Here is a 20753-nt window from a genome sequence, read left to right as displayed (position 1 = left end):
GGCCGCCGCCGCGGACGAGGCGTGGCGGGGGGTACGGGAGACCGCCTCCCAGGTGGCCCGCATGGGGCGGGCCAGCTACCTGGGTGAGCGGGCCACCGGCGTCCCGGACCCGGGGGCCGTGGGCATGGCGCTGTTCTTCGCGTCCGCGGCCGGCACGGTGCGGACGCTGGCGCCCCACCTCGCCGGTGACCGGCCCGCCCGCCGGCCGGGCGGCTGAGACCGCCCGTCAGGGGCCGAGGCGACTGCGGGCCCAGCTGAGCAGTTCCGGGTCGGCCAGGCTGGTGACCCACAGGTCGGCCTGCTCACCGTCGGGGTCCGGCGGGCGCGTCCCGAGGCCGATCACACGGAGGCCCGCCCGGCGCGCCGACTCCATGCCGGTCAGCGAGTCCTCCACGGCCAGGGCCTCCTCGGGCGGTACGCCGCAGAGACGGGCGGCCGCCCGGTAGAGGTCCGGCTCGGGCTTCGGCCGTACCTCCTCGCCGGCGACCACGACATGCTGGAAGCAGCGGAGGAGCCCGGCCCGGTCGAGGCACGACTCGACCGTGGACCGGGGGCAGTTGCTGGCCACCGCGAGGGGGCGGTGGCGGGCGGCCAGCCGGACCAGCGAGGCGGCGCCGGGCATGGTGACCGGGTCCTCCTCGACCAGTGCCGTGAAGGTGCTCAGGAGGGTGTCGGCGAAGTCTCCGGCGAGGTCCGGCTTCCCGGTCTCCTGAGCCATCAGGGCGCCGCACTCGATGTAGTGCACGCCTTTCGCGCGGTCGGCGAAACCGGCCGGCGGGGTGAGTCCGAAGAACCGGAACGTGATGGTGCGGGCTTCCTGCCAGTGCCTTTCCGTATCCATCAGGGTGCCGTCGCAGTCGAAGACGATGGCGGACGGGGACCAGGAAAGGATGCGATGAGCTGTCATGTAACCGCCGTTCTCGGAGGCTGCGCCGACCGGTGAGGTACGAAGGCGCAGACATGTGCCTGATGGCACGCCTGTGAAAGGAAGGAATCGGACGCGGGCGCCGCTCCGTGTACGCGGCGGCCAGGTCGATTCCGCTGGGCTCGCCGCGGCGGACGTACGACCCCGGGGGTCAGGCCGTCCGAAACATCATGACCATTACGTTATTTCCGCGGCCCCGAATTTCGCAATCACCAATTCGAGTGCACCGGAACATATGAAGAATTACCGGCCGACTGCGCCACCCGGGCGATGAATAATAGGATCGTCGCGCGATGCGACTACGCCCCTCACCACGGGATGTGACGGGCCTTCGCATCGCGGCGCTAGCACATATGAGCGAAGGTGGAACACGTGCAGGACAGGGCGCGCGCAACCCGAAAAGTGCTGCTGGAATCGGCGGCACATCTATTCGTAGAACGGGGATATACGGGCACGAGCGTCAATGACATAAGTGACCACTCGGGAAAGACCAGCGGCGCGATCTACTTCCATTACTCCAGCAAGGAAAAGCTCGCTCTCGCCGTCGTCCGCGAGCAGTTCGCCACCTGGCCGCAGCTCACCGCCGCGTACGCCGCACCCGGCATCCCCCCGCTGGAGAAGCTGGTCGCGCTCAGCTTCCGTGTCGCCCAGACCCTCAGCGAGGACGTCGTTGCGCGGGCCGGCGCGCGGCTGTGGGCGGAGCGCCGCACCATCGGGGCGCCCGTGCCGACACCGTTCGGCGCCTGGGCGCTGGCCTGCGCCCGGCTCCTCGCCCAGGCCCGGGCCCGGGGCGAACTCGCGGACGGAGTCGAGCCGTCGGCGGCGGCCGTGGCGCTGGTGTGCGGGTTCTACGGGCACTGCGCCCTGACCGACGAGATGCCGGGCAGGTGGAGTGGGACGGAGCGGCTCGAGGAGTGGTGGCGGATGGCCCTCACCTCGCTCCAGGCGAAGCCCGATCCGGCGGGACTGATCATCCGGGCCCGCGCCCGGATCCCCGCGCAGGCGGAGGCCTCGCAGGGCGGTCACGGGGTCGCCCCGCCCCCTGCCCGGTGACGGGCATCACAGGCTCCGGCCTCTTGACGCCCTTCTTCCAAACCGGTTTGGTTGTCCTCGTTCGAGCAGTCAAACCGGTTTGAAGGCGCTCGTCTTCGACCCGTCGGCAAGAAGGTCCAGGCACATGGCACGCAAGCCCACCATCGCGGATGTCGCCCGGCGGGCCGGTGTCTCACGCGCCACGGTCTCCTTCGCTCTGAACGACCGGCCCGGTGTCGCCGAGGAGACGAAGCAGCGGATCCTCGACGCGAGCCGGGAGCTCGGCTGGACCCCCAGCCGTCAGGCCAGGGCCCTCTCCCTCGGCAAGGCCGGCGCCTTCGGGCTCGTCCTCGCCCGGGACGCGGAGCAGGTCGGTGCCGACCCCTTCTTCCCGGCGTTCATCGCCGGGGTCGAGGCCGTGATCGGGCAGCGCGGCGACGGGCTCATGATCCACGTGACCTCGCCGGAGAACGAGCAGGGCGTCTACCGGCGTCTCGCATCGGAGCAGCAGGTGGACGGCGTCCTCCTCACCGACCTGCGCCGTGACGATCCGCGTCCCGCGCTGTTGCGGGAGCTCGGTCTGCCGGCCGTCGTGGTCGGCCAGCCCGAGTGGGGCGACGGCCTGACGGCGGTGAGTCTGGACGACGAGCCGGCGTACACGGCCGCCGTCCGCCACCTCGCGGAGCTGGGCCACCGGCGCATCGCCCATGTCGAAGGGCCGCAGGAACTGCTGCACGCCCATCGGCGCCGGACCGCGTGGGAGCAGACGCTGCGCGCGCTCGGGCTGCCCGAAGCCCCCGTGTTTCCCGGCGGGTTCACGCCCGAGGGCGGCGCGCTGGCGACCAGGCAGCTGCTGGCCTCGGCCGAGCCGCCGACCGCGATCGTCTACGGCAACGACCTCGCCGCGATGGCCGGTCTCTCGGTCGCCCAGGAGCTGGGTGTCCGGGTGCCCGACCAGTTGTCGCTGGTCGGCTACGACGACGCGCCCCTGACGCGGTACAGCTATCCGCCGCTCGCCTCGGCCCGTGCCGATGCCCGGGGCTGGGGCGAGGCGGCGGCCCGAGCGCTCGACGCGGTCATCGCCGAGGGCGCCGCCGACCATGTGCGGCTGGCACCGGCACAGTTCGTGCCCCGCGCGTCGATGGGCCCGGCGCCCCGCCGGTGACGTAGCACGGCAATCAACCGGTCGGGCTCGCGCCGACCGGGAATTCCGCGCGGCGACGAGGCCGCGCGTGAACAGTTCGGAGATCAATTCATGCTGAGGAGAACGGCGTACGCGCTGCTCGTGCTCGCTCTCGCGGGCACGGCGACGGCCTGCGGCCGGTCGGCTCCCGATCCGGCCACCGCCGCCACGGCGCGCGGCCCGATCAAGGTCTGGCTATCCAACAACGCGCAGGAGGTGCGGTGGGGCAGGGCGATGGTCGCCGCGTGGAACGAGGCCCATCCCGACCAGCACGTCACCGCGCAGCAGATCCCGGCCGGCAAGACCTCCGAGGAGGCCATCAGCGCCTCGATCATCGCGGGGACGACGGCCTGTCTCGCTTTCAACACCTCACCGGCTGCGGTGCCGACGTTCCAGAAGCAGAACGGTCTCGTCTCTCTCAGCGACTTCCCGGACGGCGAGAAGTACATCGCCGAACGCGGCGGCTCGCTCACCGACCAGTACCGCTCCACCGACGGCGAGTTCTACCAACTGCCGTGGAAGAGCAATCCGGTCATGATCCTCTACAACAAGAAGCTGTTCGCGAAGGCCGGTCTCGATCCCGAGCACCCGAAGCTGGCCACGTACAAGGAATTCCTCGCAACCTCCCGGACGCTCGTGCACAGCGGTGCCGCCAAGGCGGCGATATGGCCCTCGCCGAGCAGTGACTTCTTCCAGCCCTGGTACGACTTCTATCCGGCGTTCGCCGCACAGAGCGGCGGCAAGCAGCTGATCGAGGACGGCAAGCCGCAGTTCGACTCGGCTGCGGGCCGGCGGGTCGCGGCGTTCTGGCGCACCCTGTACGCGGAGAAGCTGGCGCCCCAGGAGCAGTATCCGGGCGACTCGCTCAACGACGGCAAGGCCGCCATGGCGACCGTGGGCCCGTGGGCGGTGGCCGCGTACAAGGACAGTGTGGACATCGGTGTGGCTCCGGTGCCGACCGCCGACGGCGGGAGCGGCAAGCACTCCTTCAGCGACGAGAAGTCCGCGGCGATGTTCAGCGCCTGCGAGAACCGGGGCACCGCCTGGGACGTGCTGAAGTTCGCGACCTCCGCCGCCCAGGACGGGAAGTTCCTGGACGCCACCGGCCAGATGCCGATGCGCGAGGACCTGACGGCGAAGTATCCCGGCTACTTCGCGAAGAACCCGACGTACAAGGCGTTCGCCGACCAGGCGGAACGCGTCGTCGAGGTGCCGAACGTACCGGGCTCCATCGACATCTGGCAGGCGTTCCGCGACGAGTGGACGAAGTCGGTCGTGTTCGGCCGCGAGTCCACGGGCGCGGGGCTGCGCAAGGCGTCGTCCGAGATCACCGGCCTGCTGAACGAGTACGGGGACCCGTCATGAGCGTGAACCTGGACGCGGCGCCCGGCGCCGTACGCACGAGTGGCCGCGCCCCGCGCGGCAGGGGGCGGCGTGGTCTGTCGCGGGCCGGTGCTCTGTTCGTGTCGCCGTACGTGCTGTTCGTCGTGGTGGTCTTCGCGGTCCCGCTGGTCTACACGGTGTGGATCTCCTTCCACCGCTTCTACTTCACCGCGCCGGGCACGGACATCGACTCGCCGTGGGTGGGTCTGTCGAACTACCGGGACGTGTTCACGGACCCGGTCGTCGGGCAGGCGTTCCTCAACATCCTGATCTTCCTCGTCATCAACGTGCCGCTGACGGTGGGCCTCTCGCTCGTGCTGGCGGCGGCGCTGAACTCGAAGATCCGGGGGCGCGGGTTCTTCCGCGCCGCGTTCTACGTGCCGTATGTGACGGCGAGCGTGGCCCTGGTCGCCGTATGGCAGTTCCTCTTCGGCTCGGACGGGTTCGTCAACCACCTGCTCGGCTCGCACGCCCCGGACCCGTCGTGGCTGGTCAACTCGCATCTCGCGATGCCGATGATCGCCGTGTTCGTGACCTGGAAGCAGCTCGGCTTCTTCGTGATGCTGTACCTGGCGTCGCTGCAGAACGTCGGCAGGGAGCTGTACGAGGCGTCCGCCATGGACGGCGCGGGCAAGGTGCGGCAGTTCTTCTCGGTGACGGTGCCGGGGGTACGGCCGGCGACGACGCTCGTCGTGATCTACGCGATCATCACCGGCGCCAACCTGTTCAGCGAGCCGTATCTGCTGACCGGCGGCGGTGGCCCCGACCACGCGTCGACCTCGCCCGTCCTGCTGATGTACCAGAAGGGCATCGAGCAGGGGCATCCCGACTTCGCGGCCGCACTCGGCGTCGTTCTCGTCGCCTTCGTGATGGTCGTGTCGATCGCCGCCCGCAAGCTCACCGAGAGGGGCGACTGACATGAGCGCCACCACCCGCAGGCCCGCCCGCCGCTTCGCCGCGGGCAGCGCCGTCCGCTACGTGCTGCTGTCGCTGGGCGCCGTCGCCTTCCTGTTCCCCTTCTACTACATGATCGTCGGCTCGCTGCGCGGGCAGACCGTCGGTGATCTGTCGGCGGCGGTCCCGTCCGGGCTGACCGGTGACAACTACGCGGCGGTCAACAGCGCGATCTCGCTGGGCCGGTCCCTGCTCAACTCGGGGATCATGACCATCGGGGTGCTGATCTGCACGCTGGTCTTCGGGGTGCTCGCCGGGTACGCACTGGCGCAGCTGCGCTTCCGGGGCAAGGGGGCGGTCTTCGCGGCCCTCCTGCTCGTGCAGATGGTCCCGTTCCAGCTGCTGACGCTGCCGCTGTACGTGCTCGTCGTCCGCGACTACGGACTCGGCGACAACTACCTGGGCATGATCCTGCCGTTCGCGATCAACTCGACGGCCGTGTTCCTGTTCCGCCAGTTCTTCGCGCAGATGCCGCAGTCGCTCTTCGAGGCGGCCCGAATCGACGGCGCGAGCGAGCTGCGCATTCTGTGGAAGATCGCGCTGCCGATGGCCCGCCCGGCCGTGCTGACCGCGCTGCTGCTGACGTTCATCGGTCCGTGGAACGAGTTCCTGTGGCCGTTCCTCGTCACCAAGAACGCGGACATGCAGCCGCTGGCCGTCTCGCTCGCGAGCTTCCTCTCCAACCTTCAGGGCACGGTGGCCAACCCGGCCGGTGCCCTGCTGGCCGGCGCCTGTGTGCTGGCCCTCCCCGCGGTGGTCCTGTTCCTCCTGTTCCAGCGCCACTTCACCTCTACCGACATCGATTCCGGAGTAAAGGGCTAATCGCCATGAGCAACACCACCACCGCCACCCACATCCCCTACCGCATGGTGCGCAAGGGTGTGGTCATGTCCCCGCTGGCCGGTGAGGCGAACGAGGTCGAGGGTGTCCTGAATCCCGCCTCCGGCCGCACCCCGGACGGCACCCTGCACCTGCTGCCGCGCCTGGTCGCCGAGGGCAACGTGTCCCGCGTCGGCCTCGCCGAGGTGACCTTCGACGGGGCGGGCGTCCCGAACGGCGTCGAGCGCCGCGGCACCGTCCTCTCCCCCGACGAGGGCTGGGAGCGCGGCAAGAACAACGCCGGGGTCGAGGACCCGCGCGTCACCTGGATCCCGTCGCTCGGCAAGCACGTCATGAGCTACGTGGCCTACGGCCCGCTCGGCCCGAAGCCGGCGCTCGCGGTGTCCGAGAACCTCACCGACTGGACCCGTCTCGGCCCGATCCAGTTCGCCTACCAGCCGGACCTGGACACCGACCTCAACCTCTTCCCCAACAAGGACGTCGTCCACTTCCCCGAGCCGGTCCCGGGCCCGGACGGCGAGCCGGCGTACGCGATGCTGCACCGCCCGATGTGGGACCTGGGCTGGTTCCGCCCGGGTGAGGGCGTCCACCTGCCCGCCGGTGTCACCGACGAGCGCCCCGGCATCTGGATCAGTTACGTGCCGGCCGCCGAGGTCGAGGCCGACATCACCGCGCTGACCCGTCCCCGCGACCACAAGCTGCTGGCGCTGTCCGAGTACCCCTGGGAGTCCCTGAAGATCGGCGGCGGCCCCGCCCCGATCCGGGTGCCCGAGGGCTGGTTGCTCATCCACCACGGCGTATCCGGCACCATCGAGGACCCCTGGGCGCAGAACCAGGACGTGGCGTACGCGGCCGGCGCGATGATCCTCGACCCGGCCGACCCGTCCCGCGTCATCGCGCGCTCGGACCAGCCGCTGATGGCGCCGGAGACCGAGGAGGAGCGCTCGGGCACCGTCCCGAACGTCGTCTTCCCGACGGCGATCGAGGAGGTCGACGGCGAGCTGTACGTGTTCTACGGCATGGCCGACGCGCACATCGGCGTGGCCCTCCTGGAGCGCACGGCATGACGGACGGCGCCCTCGGTATCGGCCTGGCCGGCTGCGGCGGGTTCGCGGAGTTCGTCCTGGACGCGATCGCCGGGCTGCCCGGTCTGCGGCTCGCGGCGGTCGCGGACCCCTCGCGCGAGCGGGCCCGGCTGCTCGGTGAACGGCACGGCGTCCCGGCGCTGGGTTCGCTGGACGAGCTCCTTGAGCGGGAGGACGTGGCGGCCGTGCTGATCGCCACCCCGCCCGCGACCCACGCGGCGATGACCACGGCCGCACTGCGCGCGGGGCGCCACGTCTTCTGCGAGAAGCCTCTCGCCACCACGACAGAGGACGCCTCGGCGGTCGTCCACGAGGCGCGTCGCGCCGGGCGGGCCCTCGTCGTGGACCATGTGCTGCGCTACAACCCGCTGCTGCGGGCGGTGGAGCGGCTGACCGGGCGGGGGCTGCTGGCGCAGCCGCGCCGGTTCCTGTTCGAGAACGACGCGTCCGACGAGGACCTGGGCCCCGGCCACTGGTTCTGGGAGCCGGCGCACAGCGGCGGCATCTTCGTCGAGCACGGCGTCCACTTCTTCGACGCCGCCCGGGCCCTCCTCGGCACCGATCCGCTGAGCGTGCGGGCCACCGCGGTCCGCCGCCCCGGCGGCCCGGTCGACATGGTCAGCGCCGATGTGGTGCACCCCGGGGGTGTCCTCGCCTCGCACCTCCACTCGTTCACGCACGCCCATCGCGCCGAGCGGCAGCTGATGCGCCTGGACCACGGGTTCGCGGAGACGCGGATCAGCGGCTGGATCCCCGTGCACGCGGAGATCACCGCATGGGTGGACGAGGCCGGCGCCCTTGCCTGGGAGGAGCTGCCGGGGCTGCGTGACGACCTGCTGGCCGTCGAGGGATTCCGGCCCGGCGGCGGCGAGCGGATCACCGTGCGCGTGGAGCGGGACGCCGGGTCCGCCGCGCCGGCCCGCGGCCGGGGCGAGGAGCGCACGGTGCCGCACCGCGTGACCGCCGTCCTGGACCTGGGCGGCGAGGCGCGCAAGCCGTACGTGTACGCGCAGAGCGTGCGCGCCGCGATGGCCGACCTGGTGCGGGCGGCCCGTACGGGCGAGCCCCCGGTGGCCGGACCGGTCAGCGGTTTCGCGGCGGTCGCGGTCGCCGAAGCGGCCACGGTCGCCGCCGCGACCGGCACCGAGCAGCGTGTCCTGTCCCCCGGCCCCGCCCTCTCCGAAGGAGTCCCCGCATGAGCTGGTGGCAGGACATGGTCTGCTACGAGGTGTACCCCCGGTCCTTCGCCGACTCGGACGGGGACGGCACGGGCGACCTGGCGGGCCTGACCGCGCGCCTGGAGCACATCCGGGACCTGGGCGCGGACGCCGTGTGGTGCACCCCGTTCTACCCGTCCCCGCTGGCCGACGGCGGCTACGACATCTCCGACTACACGGGCGTCGCCCCGGACCTGGGGACGGACGCCGACGCCGGACGGCTGACCGCCCGCGCCCATGAGCTGGGCCTCAAGTTCATCGTGGACCTCGTCCCGAACCACACGTCGGACCGCCACCCGTGGTTCCTGGACGCGCTCGCGGCGGGCCCGGGATCGGCGGAGCGGGAGAGGTACCTGTTCCGGGCGGGCCGGGGCGCGGCGGGCGAACTGCCGCCGAACGACTGGCGGTCGGCGTTCGGCGGGCCCGCCTGGACGCGGGTCGCGGACGGCGAGTGGTACTGCCATCTGCACGCCCCCGAGCAGCCCGACCTGAACTGGCGCGACCCGAAGGTGCGCGACGCGTTCACGGACGTCCTGCGCCACTGGCTGGACCGGGGCGTGGACGGTTTCCGGGTGGACGTGGCACACGCCCTGTTCAAGGCGGAGGGCCTGCCGGACGCGGGGCCCGGGCAGCACACCGACCCACTGCGCAACCACCTGATGCCGTACTACGACCAGGAGGAGCTGCACCCGCTGTACCGCGAGTGGCGGGCGCTCCTGGACACCCATCCGGCGCCGCCGGGGGCGGTGGCGCCGCGCGACCGGGTGATGGTCGCGGAGTCGGCCGTCTTCGACCCGGCGCGGCTGGCCCGCTACATCCGGCCCGACGAGATGCACCAGGCGTTCAACTTCGCCTTCCTGGAGGCGGCATGGGAGCCTGCCGAGCTGCGCCGCGTCATCGACGATTCGTTCGGTGTCCCGGGTGCGGCCGTCACCTGGCTGCTCTCCAGCCATGACGCGGTGCGGCCGGTCACCCGGTACGGCTCGCTCGCGCGGGCCCGCGCCGCAGCGCTGCTGATGCTGGCGCTGCCGGGGTCGGCGTATCTGTACCAGGGCGAGGAGCTGGGCCTGCCCCAGGCCGAGGTTCCCGTGGACCGCATCCTCGACCCGCTGTGGGAGCGTTCCGGCCGCACCGAGCGCGGGCGCGACGGGGCGCGGGTGCCGTTGCCGTGGTCCGGCGCACGGGCCCCGTACGGCTTCACCACGGCGGACGCCGGGGCCACCTGGCTGCCGCAGCCCGCGGACTGGGCCGGTCTCACCGTCGCCGGGCAGGAGACGGACCCGGGCTCGACGCTCGCCCTGTACCGGGCGGCGTTGCGGCTGCGCCGCGCCCATCCGGCGCCGGACCCGGCGGCGCCACCCGTCTGGCTCTCGGAGCCGGGCGCGCCCGTCCTGGCGTTCCGACGCGGGGAGTTGACGTGCGCCGTCAACCTGGGCGACGCACCCGTGCGTACGCCCGGCCGCCCGCTGCTCAGCAGTGGACCGCTCGACGGCGACGCGCTGCCGCCGGACACCGCCGCGTGGTTCCTCGCCCCGCCCTCTACCCGTACCGCCCGTTCCGCCCAGGGAGACACCGATGACGACGCCCGTGACTGAACCGACGCCCCGCACCGACCTGTCGGGGCTCGTCAAGGCGTACGACGTGCGCGGTGTGGTGCCGGACCAGTGGGACGAGGCGACGGCGGAGCTGTTCGGTGCCGCCTTCGTCCGGGTCACCGGTGCGGACGCGGTCGTGACGGGGCATGACATGCGGCCCTCCTCCCCCGGCCTTGCCGGGGCGTTCGCGCGCGGCGCCACGGCGCAGGGGGCCGACGTCACGGAGATCGGCCTGTGCTCGACGGACCAGCTGTACTACGCCTCGGGCTCGCTGAGGCTGGCCGGCGCGATGTTCACCGCCTCGCACAACCCGGCCCGCTACAACGGCATCAAGCTGTGCCGGGCCGGTGCGGAGCCGGTGGGCCAGGACACCGGTCTCGCCGAGATCCGGTCGCTCGTGGAGCGGTGGACGGACGAGGGCGCGCCGGCCCCGGCCGCCCGCCCGGGCTCGGTGACCGGGCAGGACACCCTCGCCGGGTACGCCGCGTATCTGCACTCCCTGGTGGACCTGTCCGCGATCCGCCCGCTGAAGGTGGTGGTGGACGCGGGCAACGGCATGGGCGGCCACACGGTGCCGACGGTGCTCGCGGGGCTGCCGCTGACGGTGGTGGAGATGTACTTCGAGCTGGACGGTACGTTCCCGAACCACGAGGCCAATCCGCTGGAACCGGCGAACATCGTGGACCTCCGGGCCCGGGTGCGTGCCGAGGGCGCCGATCTGGGGCTCGCCTTCGACGGCGACGCGGACCGCTGCTTCGTCGTGGACGAGAACGGCGACCCGGTCTCGCCGTCGGCGGTCACCGCGCTGGTCGCCTCGCGGGAGCTGGCGCGGCACCCCGGGGCCGCCGTCATCCACAACCTGATCACCTCGCGCGCGGTGCCCGAGGTGATCCGTGAGGCGGGCGGCACACCGGTGCGTACGCGGGTCGGCCACTCGTTCATCAAGGCCGAGATGGCCCGTACCGGCGCCGTGTTCGGCGGCGAGCACTCCGCGCACTACTACTTCCGCGACTTCTGGAACGCGGACACGGGCATGCTGGCCGCACTCCACGTCCTCGCCGCGCTCGGCGGCCAGGACGGCCCGCTGTCCGCGCTGACCCGTCGCTTCGAGCGGTACGCCGCGTCGGGTGAGATCAACTCCACGGTCACCGACCGGGCCGCCCGTACGGCCGCGGTCCGCGCGGCGTGGGAGTCCCGCCCCGACGCCACGGCCGACACCCTGGACGGGCTCACCATCAGCGGCGTGGACTGGTGGTTCAACCTCCGGCCGTCCCACACGGAACCGCTGCTGCGGCTCAACGTGGAGGCGCGCACGGAGGAGTTGATGCGGGGGGTCCGCGACGAGGTGCTGGCGACGGTACGCGAGGCCTGAGGGGCACCGCCAGGCACAATGCGGCCCATGAGCCTGCACTACGAAGTCGTCTTCACCTGCTTCCTCCGCGAGGACACCCCTGCCCCGGTGCTGGGCGCCCTGCGGTGGCACCTCGGCCTGACCGAGGAGCCACCGCGGGGGTACGGCGAGGAGGAGCACGCGTACCCACTGCTCAGCCCGGACCCGCACAGCCGCCTCCCTGGCGGGGACTTCGCGTCCTTGCGGCTCCAGGACGAGGGGTGGGGCCTGTACAGCCGCACCTACTGGCTGGACGACGACATGGGCGAACTGGTCACGCTACTGGACCTGTTGGCCCCGCACATCGCACGTCCCGGCCCCGGCGGCTTCTTCCGCGAGGAGGACGAGACCCGGCCGACGGTCTTCACGTTCCGGGACGGCGCCTACGAGGCGCTGAAACCCTGAGGACCGTGAGCGCCGCTACTCGGTGCCGTCCGTCAGGGTGATGGTGAGTGTGTCCTCGTCGCGGGTGAGATGCTCGATGCTGACCGAGCCCTCCGCGCCGTCGTAGCTGCCGGTGCCCCCGGTGACGGCGAACTCGTGCGTCCAGCGGCGTGAGTCGACGGGCAGCTCGGTCACGGCGGGGAGCGGGCGCTGGAAGGCGGTGGAGGCCGTGATCATGCCGTCGGCGAGGGCCAGGACCAGCGTCGCCATGACGAAGGAGCCGTCGGTTCCCACGGTGACGGGCATGCAGTGCGCGTTCTCGGTGCCCACGGCGCGGCCCTCGGCGTCCGTCAGCTCGTAGCGCACGAAGTACGGGACGCCGACGGTCAGCACGTCCGGGATGTTCGCCCCGGTGCGCCTGCCGTGCAGGGTGAACTGCCGGTCGGCCCTCCGTGTCGCGTGGGCGGTTCCGGCGGCTCCGGCCACCAGTCCCCCGGTGATCGTCGCCGCCGAGGTCAGTCGCATCATGCTTCTGCGGTCCATGCGGGTCATCCGTGCCTCACACCCTTGCTCGTCTCCTGCGTGGTGCGCGCTCGCACCCCACGGGTAACGGCGTCCGGGAGCGGAACGGATCGCCCTCCGCCGGAAGATCACCGGAACGCAGGAGCCGCTCTAGTCTTGCGGGTGTGGAGATCACCGTACGAACCGCCACCGAGCAGGACCTTCCCGCGCTGCTCGCCCTCTACCGCGAGCTGAACCCCGACGACGCGGCCCTGTCGCCGGAGGTGGCCCGGGCCGGGTGGGAGCGCATCGCGGCACAGCAAGGGCGCACCGTTCTCGTCGCCGCTGAGGCCGGCGGGGCCGTCGTCGGGACGGCCGACAGCATCGTCATGCCGAACCTGACCCGGGGCGGGCGGGGCATCCTCTTCGTGGAGAACGTCGTGGTCGCCGGGGCCGGCCGCCGCCGGGGCGTCGGGCGGCGGCTGCTGGACGCGGTGGTGGACCTCGCGGAGGAAGCCGGTTGCTACAAGGTGCAGTTGCTGGCCGCCGACGACGCGTACGTCCACACGTTCTACGAGTCGTGCGGCTTCGAGCCCCGCGCCCAGGGGTTCCGGCGCTACCTCGCGCGCGAGGCGTGACCGGGGCCCCATTCAGCCGTCCGCACCGAAGCGGTCCGGGGCCAGCGTCCTGAGCAGGGCGTCGACCACCAGGTCCGTCGAGGCGGCCATGTCCACGGCGCCGGGGGCCAGCAGCCACTGGACCTGGAGGCCGTCCATCACCGCGATGACGGCGTTGGCCGCGTGCTCGACCTTGTCCGTCCCGTCGTCGGGGAGGCCGCACGCCTCGCGGAGGGCGTCGGCGACGAAGCCCCGCAGCCCCTCGTAGCGGTCCCGGAAGTACTCCTGCGCCGGGTGGTCGTCCGTGACGGACTCCGCCGAGAGGACGGCGTACAGGCGGACGATGCCCTCGCGTTCGGCGTTCCGGATCGCCGTGTCGACCAGGTGGCGCAGGAACGCGAGACCCTGCGGGCGGTCCGGGCCCAGCTGCTCGATGTCCGACTGGTCGCGCAGTTCGAGGACACTGGTGAGCAGGAGCGCCTTGGACCGGAAGTAGTGCAGGACGCCGGCCTGGGTGAGGCCGACGCGGTCGGCGATCTCGGCGAGCGAGGCGTTGTTGTAGCCACGGGCGGCGAAGGTGTCCATCGCGATGTGCAGGATGTCCCGCTGCCGCTGCTGGGCTTCCGGGCTCCTGGGCGTGCGGGGCTTGGCCGACCGGCCGGACCTGCCTGCTGAGTGGTTGGTCACCGGCCCAGCTTAGACCGGCGGGAACGGGGGTCAGCGGAGGCGTCCGGGCCGCTGACCTGGGAGCGGCGGGGGCGGGGGCCGCCCGCACCCATGCGCGCACGACTACTTACTAACCACTTAGTGGGTGTGCTTTCATATCGCCGTCGCCCACGGAGCCGCGCCCCGCCACGGTGGCCGAGTGACGCGCCATGTCCTCCCCCAGGCATGACCGAAGGAGAGCCGCACATGTCCCACGACACTCCCCCGCGCCCACGGGCGCGCGCCGCAGGCGCGGCCCTGGCGATGGCCGTCGCCGCCGTCGGCCTGGCCGGCAGCGGAACGGCCGCGCAGGCCGCCGACCCCACGGCTCAGGTATGGGTCACCACCCCCGACGGCGCGAAGAGGCTGTCCGCCGAGGGCTCCGTCGCCTTCACGGGTTCGCCGCAGAGCGTCGACATCCGCGTCGACGCCTCCAGCAGGGGCCAGAAGTTCACCGGGGCGGGCGCCTCGGTCACCGGAGCCTCGGCCCACCTCATCCAGGGCCTGCCCCAGGACAGGCGGAACGCGCTGATGGCCTCGCTGTTCTCGTCCTCCGGAGACGGGATCGGGCTCAGCTACCTGCGCCAGCCGCTCGGCAGCAGTGACTTCAACGCCGACAGCAGCCTCTACACGTACGAGGACACCCCCGGCTCCTTCTCCATCGACCGGGACAAGGCCGAGATCATCCCGGTCCTGAAGCAGGCCACCTCGGTCAACCCGGCCATCCGCTTCATGGGCACGCCCTGGTCGCCGCCCGCCTGGATGAAGACCAACAACGCGCTGAACGGCGGCAGTCTCAGGACCGACAGCTACCAGACGTACGCCGACTACCTGGTCAAGGCGATCAAGGCATACGGGCAGCAGGGCATCACGCTGACCGATCTCACCGTGCAGAACGAGCCGGAGTTCGCCGCGAGTTACCCGTCGATGACCATGACGGCGGCCCAGCAGGCGGACTTCTTCAAGGTGCTCGACCGTACGCTGACCGCGGCGAACCTGCCGACGAACCTGCTGGCCTTCGACCACAACTGGGACCACCCGAACTACCCGTTGGAGGTGTTCGCAGGGACCCCGGGCATGAGCCGGGTGATCGGCGCCGCGTTCCACTGCTACGGCGGCAACCCGTCCGCCCAGCAGCAGGTGGTGAACGCCGGGAAGCGGGTGTTCTTCACCGAGTGCTCCGGTACGGACAGCGCCGACCGGTCCACCACGTTCGCCGACACCCTCAAGTGGCACGCCGAGAACCTCGTCGTGCAGAACATGCGCAACGGCGGCGAGACGGTCATCGACTGGAACCTGGCCCTGGACCAGAACGGCGGCCCGCACCAGGGCGGCTGCTCGGACCGCTGCAACGGTGTGGTGGAGATCGCGAACGGCAACGTGACCCGCAACGCCGAGTACTACGTCCTGGGCCAGCTCGCCAAGTTCGTCAAGCCCGGCGCCACCCGCATCGGCTCGACCAGCCAGGGCAGCGGCGGCGTGGAGAACGTCGCCTTCCAGAACCCGGACGGCACCCGGGCCGCGTACGTCGTCAACTCGGCCGCGAGCGCGCAGAAGTTCTCGCTGACCGACGACGGCAGGTCGCTCGTCTACACGCTGCCCGCGGGCGCGGTCGCCACCTTCGTGTGGAGTGGCAGCGGCGGCGGCACCACGGAACCGCCCGCGGGCTCCATCGACCCGTCCGCCTGGTACCGGGTCAAGAACGCCGGCAGCGGTGCCTGCCTGGACGCCGCCGACTGGGGCACCGCCGACGGGACCGCGCTCCAGCAGTGGAGCTGTACCACCGGCGCCAACCAGAGCTGGCAGTTCCGCCCCGCCGGTGACGGGACCTACCAGGTCGTCAACCGGCACAACGGCAAGGTGTGGGATGTCGACGGCGGCCCCGGCGCGACCGCGTCCGGCACCCGGGTGCACCTGTGGTCGTACGTGGGCGGCACCAATCAGCGGTGGCGGGCGGAGCCGTCCGGCGCGGCCGGCCGCTACCGCTTCCTGGCCCGCAACAGCGGCAAGTGCCTGGCCGTGGACGGTGGATCCACCGCGAACGGCGCGCACCTCTCGCAGCAGCCGTGCGACGGATCAGCGGCGCAGACGTTCTCCCTGGAGAGCTGAGCGTCCTCGGCCGTGTGCCCCCGCGAGCGGTCCGCTCGCGGGGGCCTCGTGCTCACGCCGCCGGGCTCAGCCCAGACCGCGATGGGCGGTCCAGAGCGTGCCGGCGCGGCTCGCCCCTTCGGCGATCAGGGCGGCCAGTTCGGGCCGGTCGGGCACCGGGAACGAGACGTACGCGCCCCGTCCGCCCTCCACCGGCCTCCCGTACGCCTTCGCGGCGAGGTGGCCGTCGGGGAGGAGCCTGATGTTGAGGGTGGTCAGCTGGAACTCCGTCCCGCGCCGGGTATCGGTCCAGCGGAGCTCCGCCGGGATCGTGATGTTGACGGCCAACGCGCTCACTTGCAGGTCACTGCTCATCCCCTCATGATCCCACGGTGCTTCCCTGCGCCGGGGCGTGCGGCGCATTGCGGGCGGGCGCTGTGCTCCCAAGGGTCCCCGCGCGCTCTACCGGGGCCCGTGGGCGGCGGAAATGATGAGCGCACCGCAGGTCAACCTGGTGATCCGCACCCCTGCGGCGGAAGGAGCCCAAGGTGTTGCTTCTCATCTCCCCGGACAGCGTCGAGGAAGCCGTCGACTGCGCGAAGGCGGCGGAGTACCTCGACATCGTCGACGTGAAGAAGCCCGACGAGGGGTCGCTCGGCGCCAACTTCCCCTGGGTCATCAGGGAGATCCGGGAGGCGGTCCCGGCCGGCAAGCCGGTGTCCGCGACGGTGGGCGACGTTCCGTACAAGCCCGGCACGGTGGCCCAGGCGGCGCTGGGGGCCGTCGTCTCGGGTGCCACGTACATCAAGGTCGGGCTCTACGGGTGCACGACGCCCGACCAGGCGATCGACGTGATGCGGGCGGTGGTGCGGGCGGTGAAGGACTACCGTCCCGAAGCGCTGGTCGTCGCCTCCGGTTACGCCGACGCGCATCGCATCGGGTGTGTCAACCCGCTCGCGCTGCCCGACATCGCGGCCCGGTCCGGTGCCGACGCGGCCATGCTCGACACGGCGATCAAGGACGGTTCCCGGCTGTTCGACCATGTGCCGCCGGACATCTGCGCCCAGTTCGTCGGTCTCGCCCACGCCTCCGGGCTCCTCGCGGCCCTCGCGGGCAGCGTGAAGCAGGGCGACCTCGCCACGCTGACCCGCATCGGCACGGACATCGTGGGAGTGCGCGGGGCGGTCTGCGAGGGCGGCGACCGCAACGCAGGAAGGATTCAGCCGCATCTGGTGGCCGCGTTCCGGGCGGAGATGGACCGGCACGCCCGGGAGTTCGCGGCCGGCGTCACGCTCGCGGGCTGACCGCAGGGATGCGGACCTTCGAGCCGATGGAACGCGGGGGCGGGGGCAGGTGGTTCGCCGTGGCGGACCCGGCCACCGGGGAGACCTGCGGTGAGGCCCCCGACCTGCGGCCGGACGAACTGGACGAAGTGATCGGCCGGGCCCACCGGGCCTGGTCCGGGTGGCGGGCCGACCAAGCCGCCCGGACGCACGCGCTGCTCGGCGCGGCCGACGCCGTGGAGGGCGCGGGTGACGAACTGGCGCGACTGCTCACCCGGGAGCAGGGCAAGCCGCTGGCCGAGTCGTACGCGGAGGTCGCCCGCACGGCGGCCCGGCTGCGGTACTTCGCGGAGCTGTCCCCGAGGACGCGGCGGATCAGCGACGGGCGGCCGGTACGCAGCGAGGTCCGCTGGCGTCCCGTCGGGCCGGTCGCCGCGATCGTGCCGTGGAACTTCCCGCTGCAACTGGCGGCCGCGAAGTTCGCGCCCGCGCTGGCGGCGGGCAACACCATGGTCCTCAAGCCGTCGCCGTACACCCCGCTGGCCACCCGGCTGCTGGGGTCCGTCCTGGCGGCCGCCCTGCCCGAGGACGTGCTGACCGTCGTCACCGGGCGCGAACCCCTCGGGGCGCGGCTGGCGTCGCATCCGGGCATCCGGCACGTCACGTTCACCGGTTCCGTGCCCACCGGACGGGCGGTCGCCGAGGGGGCGGCGGCCTCCCTCGCCCGGGTCACCCTGGAACTGGGCGGCAACGACGCGGCCGTGCTGCTGGACGACGTCGATGTGGAGGCGGTCGCGGACCGGTTGTTCTGGGCCGCTTTCCGCAACTGCGGACAGGTCTGCATGGCCGTCAAGCGCGTGTACGCCCCCGCCCGGCTGCACGCGGAGCTGGTCGAGGCGCTGGCCCAGCGCGCCAAGTCCGTCACGGTGGGCAGCGGTCTCGACCCGGACACCCGCATCGGTCCGGTCAACAACGCCCCGCAGCTGGCCCGGGTGGCGGAACTCACCGAGCGGGCCCTGGCCGACGGCGCCCGGGCCGCGGCCGGCGGGCACCGGCTGGACGGTCCGGGCCAGTTCTTCGCTCCGACGGTCCTCACCGACGTGCCGCCGGGCAGTGCGGTGGTGACGGAGGAGCAGTTCGGGCCGGTCCTGCCGGTGCTGCCGTACCGAAGCCTCGACGAGGCGGTCGACGCGGCCAACGGCACGGGCTTCGGGCTCGGCGGCTCTGTCTGGGGCACCGATACCGACCGGGCGGAGGCGGTGGCGGACCGGCTGGAATGCGGGACGGCCTGGATCAACCATCACGCCGAGCTGTCGCTCGCCCAGCCGTTCGCCGGCACCAAGGACAGCGGGCTCGGCGTCGCGGGCGGGCCGTGGGGGCTGTACGGAAATCTGCGGCCCTTCGTCGTCCACCGCCCGGAGGAGCCATGACCAGGAGATTCCGGGCGGCGGTGCTGCGCGCGTACGAGGAGCCGTTCGCGGTCGAGGACGTCGTCCTGCACACCGGACCCGCCGCCGGTGAGCTACTGGTGGAGATCGCGGGCACCGGGATGTGCCGGACCGACCTCGCGGTGCGCCGGTCGGCCGGCCGCAGCCCGCTGCCGGCGGTCCTCGGCCACGAGGGGGCCGGGGTCGTCGTGGCGGCGGGCGGTGGCCCCGACACGGAGATCGGCGTCGGCGACCACGTGGTGCTCAGCTTCGACTCCTGCGGGAACTGCCGGAACTGCCGGGGCGCGGCTCCCGCGTACTGCGACTCCTTCGCCTCGCTCAACCTCTTCGGAGGGCGTGCGCACGAGCCGCCCCGGCTCGGCGACGCGGACGGGAGGACGCTGGCGCCCCGGTGGTTCGGCCAGTCCTCGTTCGCCGAGTACGCGCTCGTGTCCGCCCGCAACGCCGTGCGCGTCGACCCCGCGCTCCCCGTCGAGCTGCTCGGGCCGCTCGGCTGCGGCTTCCTCACCGGGGCGGGGGCGGTGCTGAACACCTTCCACGCCGGTCCCGGCGACACGCTGGTGGTCCTCGGCGCCGGGGCGGTGGGTCTGGCCGCGGTCATGGCGGCGGGGGCGGCCGGGGCCGCGGTCGTGGCGGTGGACCGGCACCGGCAGCGGCTGGAGCTCGCCGAGCGGTTCGGCGCCGTCCCGCTGCCGGCCGACGCGGCCGGGCTGCCGGAGCGCGTCCGCCGGCTGACGGACGGCGGCGCGCGGTACGCGCTGGACACGACGGCGTCGCCCGCGCTGATCAACGACGCGCTCCTGGCGCTGCGCCCGACCGGGACGCTGGGCCTGGTGGCGCGGTTGCACAGTGCCCTGCCGCTGGAGCCGGGCACGCTGGACCGGGGCCGGAGCATCCGCCACATCTGCGAGGGGGACGCGGTGCCGGGGCTGCTGGTCCCCGTACTGACCGAGCTGTGGCGAGCCGGGCGGTTCCCCTTCGACCAGCTGATCCGCACCTATCCCCTGGCCGGCATCAACGAGGCCGAACACGACTGCGAAGCGGGCCGGGTGGTCAAACCCGTCCTGATCCCGGAGGGAAGAAGCCGATGAACGAGGTATGCGGTACGACACCCCAGGACCTGGTGGTGGAAGGCGTGGACGGAGGTGTGGGGCTGACCGCCCTACTGGTCGCCGCAGCCCGGGCGATCGAGACCCGCCGCCGTGACAGTCTGGCCCGTGACGTCTACGCCGAGCACTTCGTGCGGGCCGCGCCCGCCTGCGTCGGGTGGCCCGTGCGCATCGAGGAGGTGCCGGACGGGGACGAGAACGCGTTGTGGGGCCGGTTCGCCCGCTACTTCGGGTTGCGGACCCGGGTCCTGGACGACTTCGTCGTGCGGTCGGTGCTCACGGGAGCGCGCCAAGTGGTGCTCCTGGGGGCTGGGTTGGACACGCGGGCGTTCCGGCTGGACTGGCCGTCGGACTGCGTGTTCTTCGAGGTGGACCGGGCGGGTGTGCTGGCCTTCAAGCACCAGGTGCTGACGGAACTGCCGGCCGCGCCGAAGGTGAAACGCGTGCTGGTCCCGGTCGACCTGCGCGACGACTGGGTCAGCGCGCTGACCGCCTCGGGGTTCGACCCGGCCGCGCCGAGCATCTGGCTGGCGGAGGGCCTGCTGTTCTACCTGCCGGGCCCCGCCGAGACGTATCTCGTGGACACCGTGGACCTGCTGGCCGCCGAGGGCAGCGCCCTGGCCTTCGAGGCGAAGCTGGAGGCGGACCTTCTGGCGTACCGGGACAGCGCGATCTACACGGCGACTCGCGAACAGATCGGCATCGACCTGCTCGGCCTCTTCGACAAGGGCCCGCGCCCCGACTCCGCGGGCCGCCTCGCCGCGAGGGGCTGGTCCGCGTCGACGCACACCCCCTTCGAGTTCACCCGCCGCCACGGGCGCGGTCCGCTGCCGGAGCCGAACGACGCGCTGGAGGGGAACCGGTGGGTGTTCGCGTACCGGCGCCGGATGTAGCACCCAAGGGCTGTCCCGCGTAGCCCGGTGGACCAGCGCGCGGCGTCAGTACGGTGCATCCATCGCACGTCGGAGAGGCGCCCGCATACTGGACGTGCTCGGGCGTTTCGACAACGCGGCG

Annotated in this window: 21 protein-coding genes; 17 read left to right on the top strand and 4 right to left on the bottom strand. The window is 72.3% G+C overall.

What is annotated here, in order from left to right; translation table 11 throughout:
* The coding region (locus tag G3I41_RS00275) for a DAK2 domain-containing protein (protein ID WP_164398259.1) at nucleotides 1-217 on the top strand (217 nt) is incomplete at its 5' end.
* A 9-nt stretch (nucleotides 218-226) separates the two neighbouring features.
* Here the strand turns inward: G3I41_RS00275 and G3I41_RS00270 are convergent.
* Nucleotides 227-907, bottom strand: a complete 681-nt coding sequence (locus G3I41_RS00270) for an HAD family phosphatase (protein WP_164398258.1) — start codon at nucleotides 905-907, stop codon at nucleotides 227-229.
* A 390-nt stretch (nucleotides 908-1297) separates the two neighbouring features.
* Here G3I41_RS00270 and G3I41_RS00265 point away from each other — a divergent pair, with 390 nt between their 5' ends.
* The 10 genes from G3I41_RS00265 to G3I41_RS00220 all read left to right on the top strand — a co-directional run bounded on the left by G3I41_RS00265 (nucleotide 1298) and on the right by G3I41_RS00220 (nucleotide 12009).
* Nucleotides 1298-1978, top strand: a complete 681-nt coding sequence (locus G3I41_RS00265) for a ScbR family autoregulator-binding transcription factor (RefSeq protein WP_343242020.1) — start codon at nucleotides 1298-1300, stop codon at nucleotides 1976-1978.
* A 124-nt stretch (nucleotides 1979-2102) separates the two neighbouring features.
* On the top strand, nucleotides 2103-3122 hold the full coding sequence (locus G3I41_RS00260; protein ID WP_164398257.1) for a LacI family DNA-binding transcriptional regulator: 1020 nt from the start codon (nucleotides 2103-2105) through the stop codon (nucleotides 3120-3122).
* A gap of 90 nt (nucleotides 3123-3212) precedes the next feature.
* A complete protein-coding gene (locus tag G3I41_RS00255) occupies nucleotides 3213-4505 on the top strand; it encodes an extracellular solute-binding protein (protein ID WP_164398256.1) in 1293 nt (430 codons plus the stop codon).
* Nucleotides 4502-5440, top strand: coding sequence for a sugar ABC transporter permease (locus tag G3I41_RS00250; RefSeq protein WP_164398255.1), 939 nt, complete (start codon nucleotides 4502-4504; stop codon nucleotides 5438-5440). Before G3I41_RS00255 ends, G3I41_RS00250 begins: the two co-directional genes overlap by 4 nt.
* 1 nt (nucleotide 5441) lies before the next feature.
* On the top strand, nucleotides 5442-6299 hold the full coding sequence (locus tag G3I41_RS00245) for a carbohydrate ABC transporter permease (protein WP_164398254.1): 858 nt from the start codon (nucleotides 5442-5444) through the stop codon (nucleotides 6297-6299).
* Nucleotides 6300-6304: 5 nt separating this feature from the next.
* Nucleotides 6305-7384 carry a glycosidase gene (locus G3I41_RS00240; RefSeq protein WP_164398253.1) on the top strand — a complete coding sequence of 360 codons (1080 nt, stop codon included), beginning with the start codon at nucleotides 6305-6307 and terminating at the stop codon, nucleotides 7382-7384.
* Nucleotides 7381-8601: a Gfo/Idh/MocA family oxidoreductase gene (locus G3I41_RS00235; protein WP_164398252.1), complete on the top strand. Its 1221-nt coding sequence runs from the start codon at nucleotides 7381-7383 to the stop codon at nucleotides 8599-8601. The genes G3I41_RS00240 and G3I41_RS00235 overlap by 4 nt, the downstream gene beginning before the upstream one ends.
* Nucleotides 8598-10214, top strand: a complete 1617-nt coding sequence (locus G3I41_RS00230) for a glycoside hydrolase family 13 protein (RefSeq protein WP_164398251.1) — start codon at nucleotides 8598-8600, stop codon at nucleotides 10212-10214. Before G3I41_RS00235 ends, G3I41_RS00230 begins: the two co-directional genes overlap by 4 nt.
* On the top strand, nucleotides 10195-11586 hold the full coding sequence (locus G3I41_RS00225) for a phosphomannomutase/phosphoglucomutase (RefSeq protein WP_164398250.1): 1392 nt from the start codon (nucleotides 10195-10197) through the stop codon (nucleotides 11584-11586). The genes G3I41_RS00230 and G3I41_RS00225 overlap by 20 nt, the downstream gene beginning before the upstream one ends.
* Nucleotides 11587-11613: 27 nt before the next feature.
* Complete coding sequence (locus G3I41_RS00220; RefSeq protein ID WP_164398249.1) at nucleotides 11614-12009, top strand: hypothetical protein; 396 nt, start codon at nucleotides 11614-11616, stop codon at nucleotides 12007-12009.
* Between the two features lie 15 nt (nucleotides 12010-12024).
* On the opposite strand, the gene G3I41_RS00215 is transcribed toward G3I41_RS00220, so the two are convergent.
* A complete protein-coding gene (locus G3I41_RS00215; protein ID WP_203599869.1) occupies nucleotides 12025-12531 on the bottom strand; it encodes a hypothetical protein in 507 nt (168 codons plus the stop codon).
* Between the two features lie 11 nt (nucleotides 12532-12542).
* Between G3I41_RS00215 and G3I41_RS00210 the strand changes: the two genes are divergently transcribed.
* Nucleotides 12543-13127, top strand: a complete 585-nt coding sequence (locus tag G3I41_RS00210) for a GNAT family N-acetyltransferase (protein WP_343242019.1) — start codon at nucleotides 12543-12545, stop codon at nucleotides 13125-13127.
* A 12-nt stretch (nucleotides 13128-13139) separates the two neighbouring features.
* Here the strand turns inward: G3I41_RS00210 and G3I41_RS00205 are convergent, their stop codons facing one another.
* A complete protein-coding gene (locus tag G3I41_RS00205) occupies nucleotides 13140-13703 on the bottom strand; it encodes a TetR/AcrR family transcriptional regulator (protein ID WP_275408379.1) in 564 nt (187 codons plus the stop codon).
* A gap of 315 nt (nucleotides 13704-14018) precedes the next feature.
* On the opposite strand from G3I41_RS00205, the gene G3I41_RS00200 reads away from it, so the two are divergent.
* Entirely contained in the window at nucleotides 14019-15920 is a 1902-nt protein-coding gene (locus G3I41_RS00200; protein ID WP_164398247.1) for an RICIN domain-containing protein, read from the top strand.
* A 66-nt stretch (nucleotides 15921-15986) separates the two neighbouring features.
* Here the strand turns inward: G3I41_RS00200 and G3I41_RS00195 are convergent, their stop codons facing one another.
* Entirely contained in the window at nucleotides 15987-16274 is a 288-nt protein-coding gene (locus G3I41_RS00195) for a hypothetical protein (RefSeq protein ID WP_164398246.1), read from the bottom strand.
* A gap of 173 nt (nucleotides 16275-16447) precedes the next feature.
* Here G3I41_RS00195 and G3I41_RS00190 point away from each other — a divergent pair, with 173 nt between their 5' ends.
* From G3I41_RS00190 to G3I41_RS00175, 4 genes are read left to right on the top strand one after another with little or no spacing between them, the layout of a single operon-like run.
* Nucleotides 16448-17203, top strand: coding sequence for a (5-formylfuran-3-yl)methyl phosphate synthase (locus G3I41_RS00190; protein WP_164398245.1), 756 nt, complete (start codon nucleotides 16448-16450; stop codon nucleotides 17201-17203).
* A gap of 8 nt (nucleotides 17204-17211) precedes the next feature.
* A complete protein-coding gene (locus G3I41_RS00185) occupies nucleotides 17212-18612 on the top strand; it encodes an aldehyde dehydrogenase family protein (protein WP_164398244.1) in 1401 nt (466 codons plus the stop codon).
* Nucleotides 18609-19721 carry an NAD(P)-dependent alcohol dehydrogenase gene (locus G3I41_RS00180; protein ID WP_164398243.1) on the top strand — a complete coding sequence of 371 codons (1113 nt, stop codon included), beginning with the start codon at nucleotides 18609-18611 and terminating at the stop codon, nucleotides 19719-19721. The genes G3I41_RS00185 and G3I41_RS00180 overlap by 4 nt, the downstream gene beginning before the upstream one ends.
* Nucleotides 19718-20632, top strand: coding sequence for a class I SAM-dependent methyltransferase (locus G3I41_RS00175; RefSeq protein ID WP_164398242.1), 915 nt, complete (start codon nucleotides 19718-19720; stop codon nucleotides 20630-20632). The genes G3I41_RS00180 and G3I41_RS00175 overlap by 4 nt, the downstream gene beginning before the upstream one ends.
* Nucleotides 20633-20753: the final 121 nt, after the last annotated feature.

The organism is Streptomyces sp. SID9727 (genome assembly GCF_010550605.1).
Lineage (GTDB): Bacteria > Actinomycetota > Actinomycetes > Streptomycetales > Streptomycetaceae > Streptomyces.
This window is presented reverse-complemented; position numbering and strand designations above follow the sequence as displayed.

What these genes read in the sequence shown, in the direction of transcription:
- G3I41_RS00270 (WP_164398258.1), bottom strand. Translation starts at nt 907, where the DNA reads ATGACAGCTCATCGCATCCTTTCCTGGTCCCCGTCCGCCATCGTCTTC.
- G3I41_RS00260 (WP_164398257.1), top strand. Translation starts at nt 2,103, where the DNA reads ATGGCACGCAAGCCCACCATCGCGGATGTCGCCCGGCGGGCCGGTGTC.
- G3I41_RS00255 (WP_164398256.1), top strand. Translation starts at nt 3,213, where the DNA reads ATGCTGAGGAGAACGGCGTACGCGCTGCTCGTGCTCGCTCTCGCGGGC.
- G3I41_RS00250 (WP_164398255.1), top strand. Translation starts at nt 4,502, where the DNA reads ATGAGCGTGAACCTGGACGCGGCGCCCGGCGCCGTACGCACGAGTGGC.
- G3I41_RS00245 (WP_164398254.1), top strand. Translation starts at nt 5,442, where the DNA reads ATGAGCGCCACCACCCGCAGGCCCGCCCGCCGCTTCGCCGCGGGCAGC.
- G3I41_RS00240 (WP_164398253.1), top strand. Translation starts at nt 6,305, where the DNA reads ATGAGCAACACCACCACCGCCACCCACATCCCCTACCGCATGGTGCGC.
- G3I41_RS00235 (WP_164398252.1), top strand. Translation starts at nt 7,381, where the DNA reads ATGACGGACGGCGCCCTCGGTATCGGCCTGGCCGGCTGCGGCGGGTTC.
- G3I41_RS00230 (WP_164398251.1), top strand. Translation starts at nt 8,598, where the DNA reads ATGAGCTGGTGGCAGGACATGGTCTGCTACGAGGTGTACCCCCGGTCC.
- G3I41_RS00225 (WP_164398250.1), top strand. Translation starts at nt 10,195, where the DNA reads ATGACGACGCCCGTGACTGAACCGACGCCCCGCACCGACCTGTCGGGG.
- G3I41_RS00220 (WP_164398249.1), top strand. Translation starts at nt 11,614, where the DNA reads ATGAGCCTGCACTACGAAGTCGTCTTCACCTGCTTCCTCCGCGAGGAC.
- G3I41_RS00215 (WP_203599869.1), bottom strand. Translation starts at nt 12,531, where the DNA reads ATGGACCGCAGAAGCATGATGCGACTGACCTCGGCGGCGACGATCACC.
- G3I41_RS00200 (WP_164398247.1), top strand. Translation starts at nt 14,019, where the DNA reads ATGTCCCACGACACTCCCCCGCGCCCACGGGCGCGCGCCGCAGGCGCG.
- G3I41_RS00195 (WP_164398246.1), bottom strand. Translation starts at nt 16,274, where the DNA reads ATGAGCAGTGACCTGCAAGTGAGCGCGTTGGCCGTCAACATCACGATC.
- G3I41_RS00185 (WP_164398244.1), top strand. Translation starts at nt 17,212, where the DNA reads ATGCGGACCTTCGAGCCGATGGAACGCGGGGGCGGGGGCAGGTGGTTC.
- G3I41_RS00180 (WP_164398243.1), top strand. Translation starts at nt 18,609, where the DNA reads ATGACCAGGAGATTCCGGGCGGCGGTGCTGCGCGCGTACGAGGAGCCG.
- G3I41_RS00175 (WP_164398242.1), top strand. Translation starts at nt 19,718, where the DNA reads ATGAACGAGGTATGCGGTACGACACCCCAGGACCTGGTGGTGGAAGGC.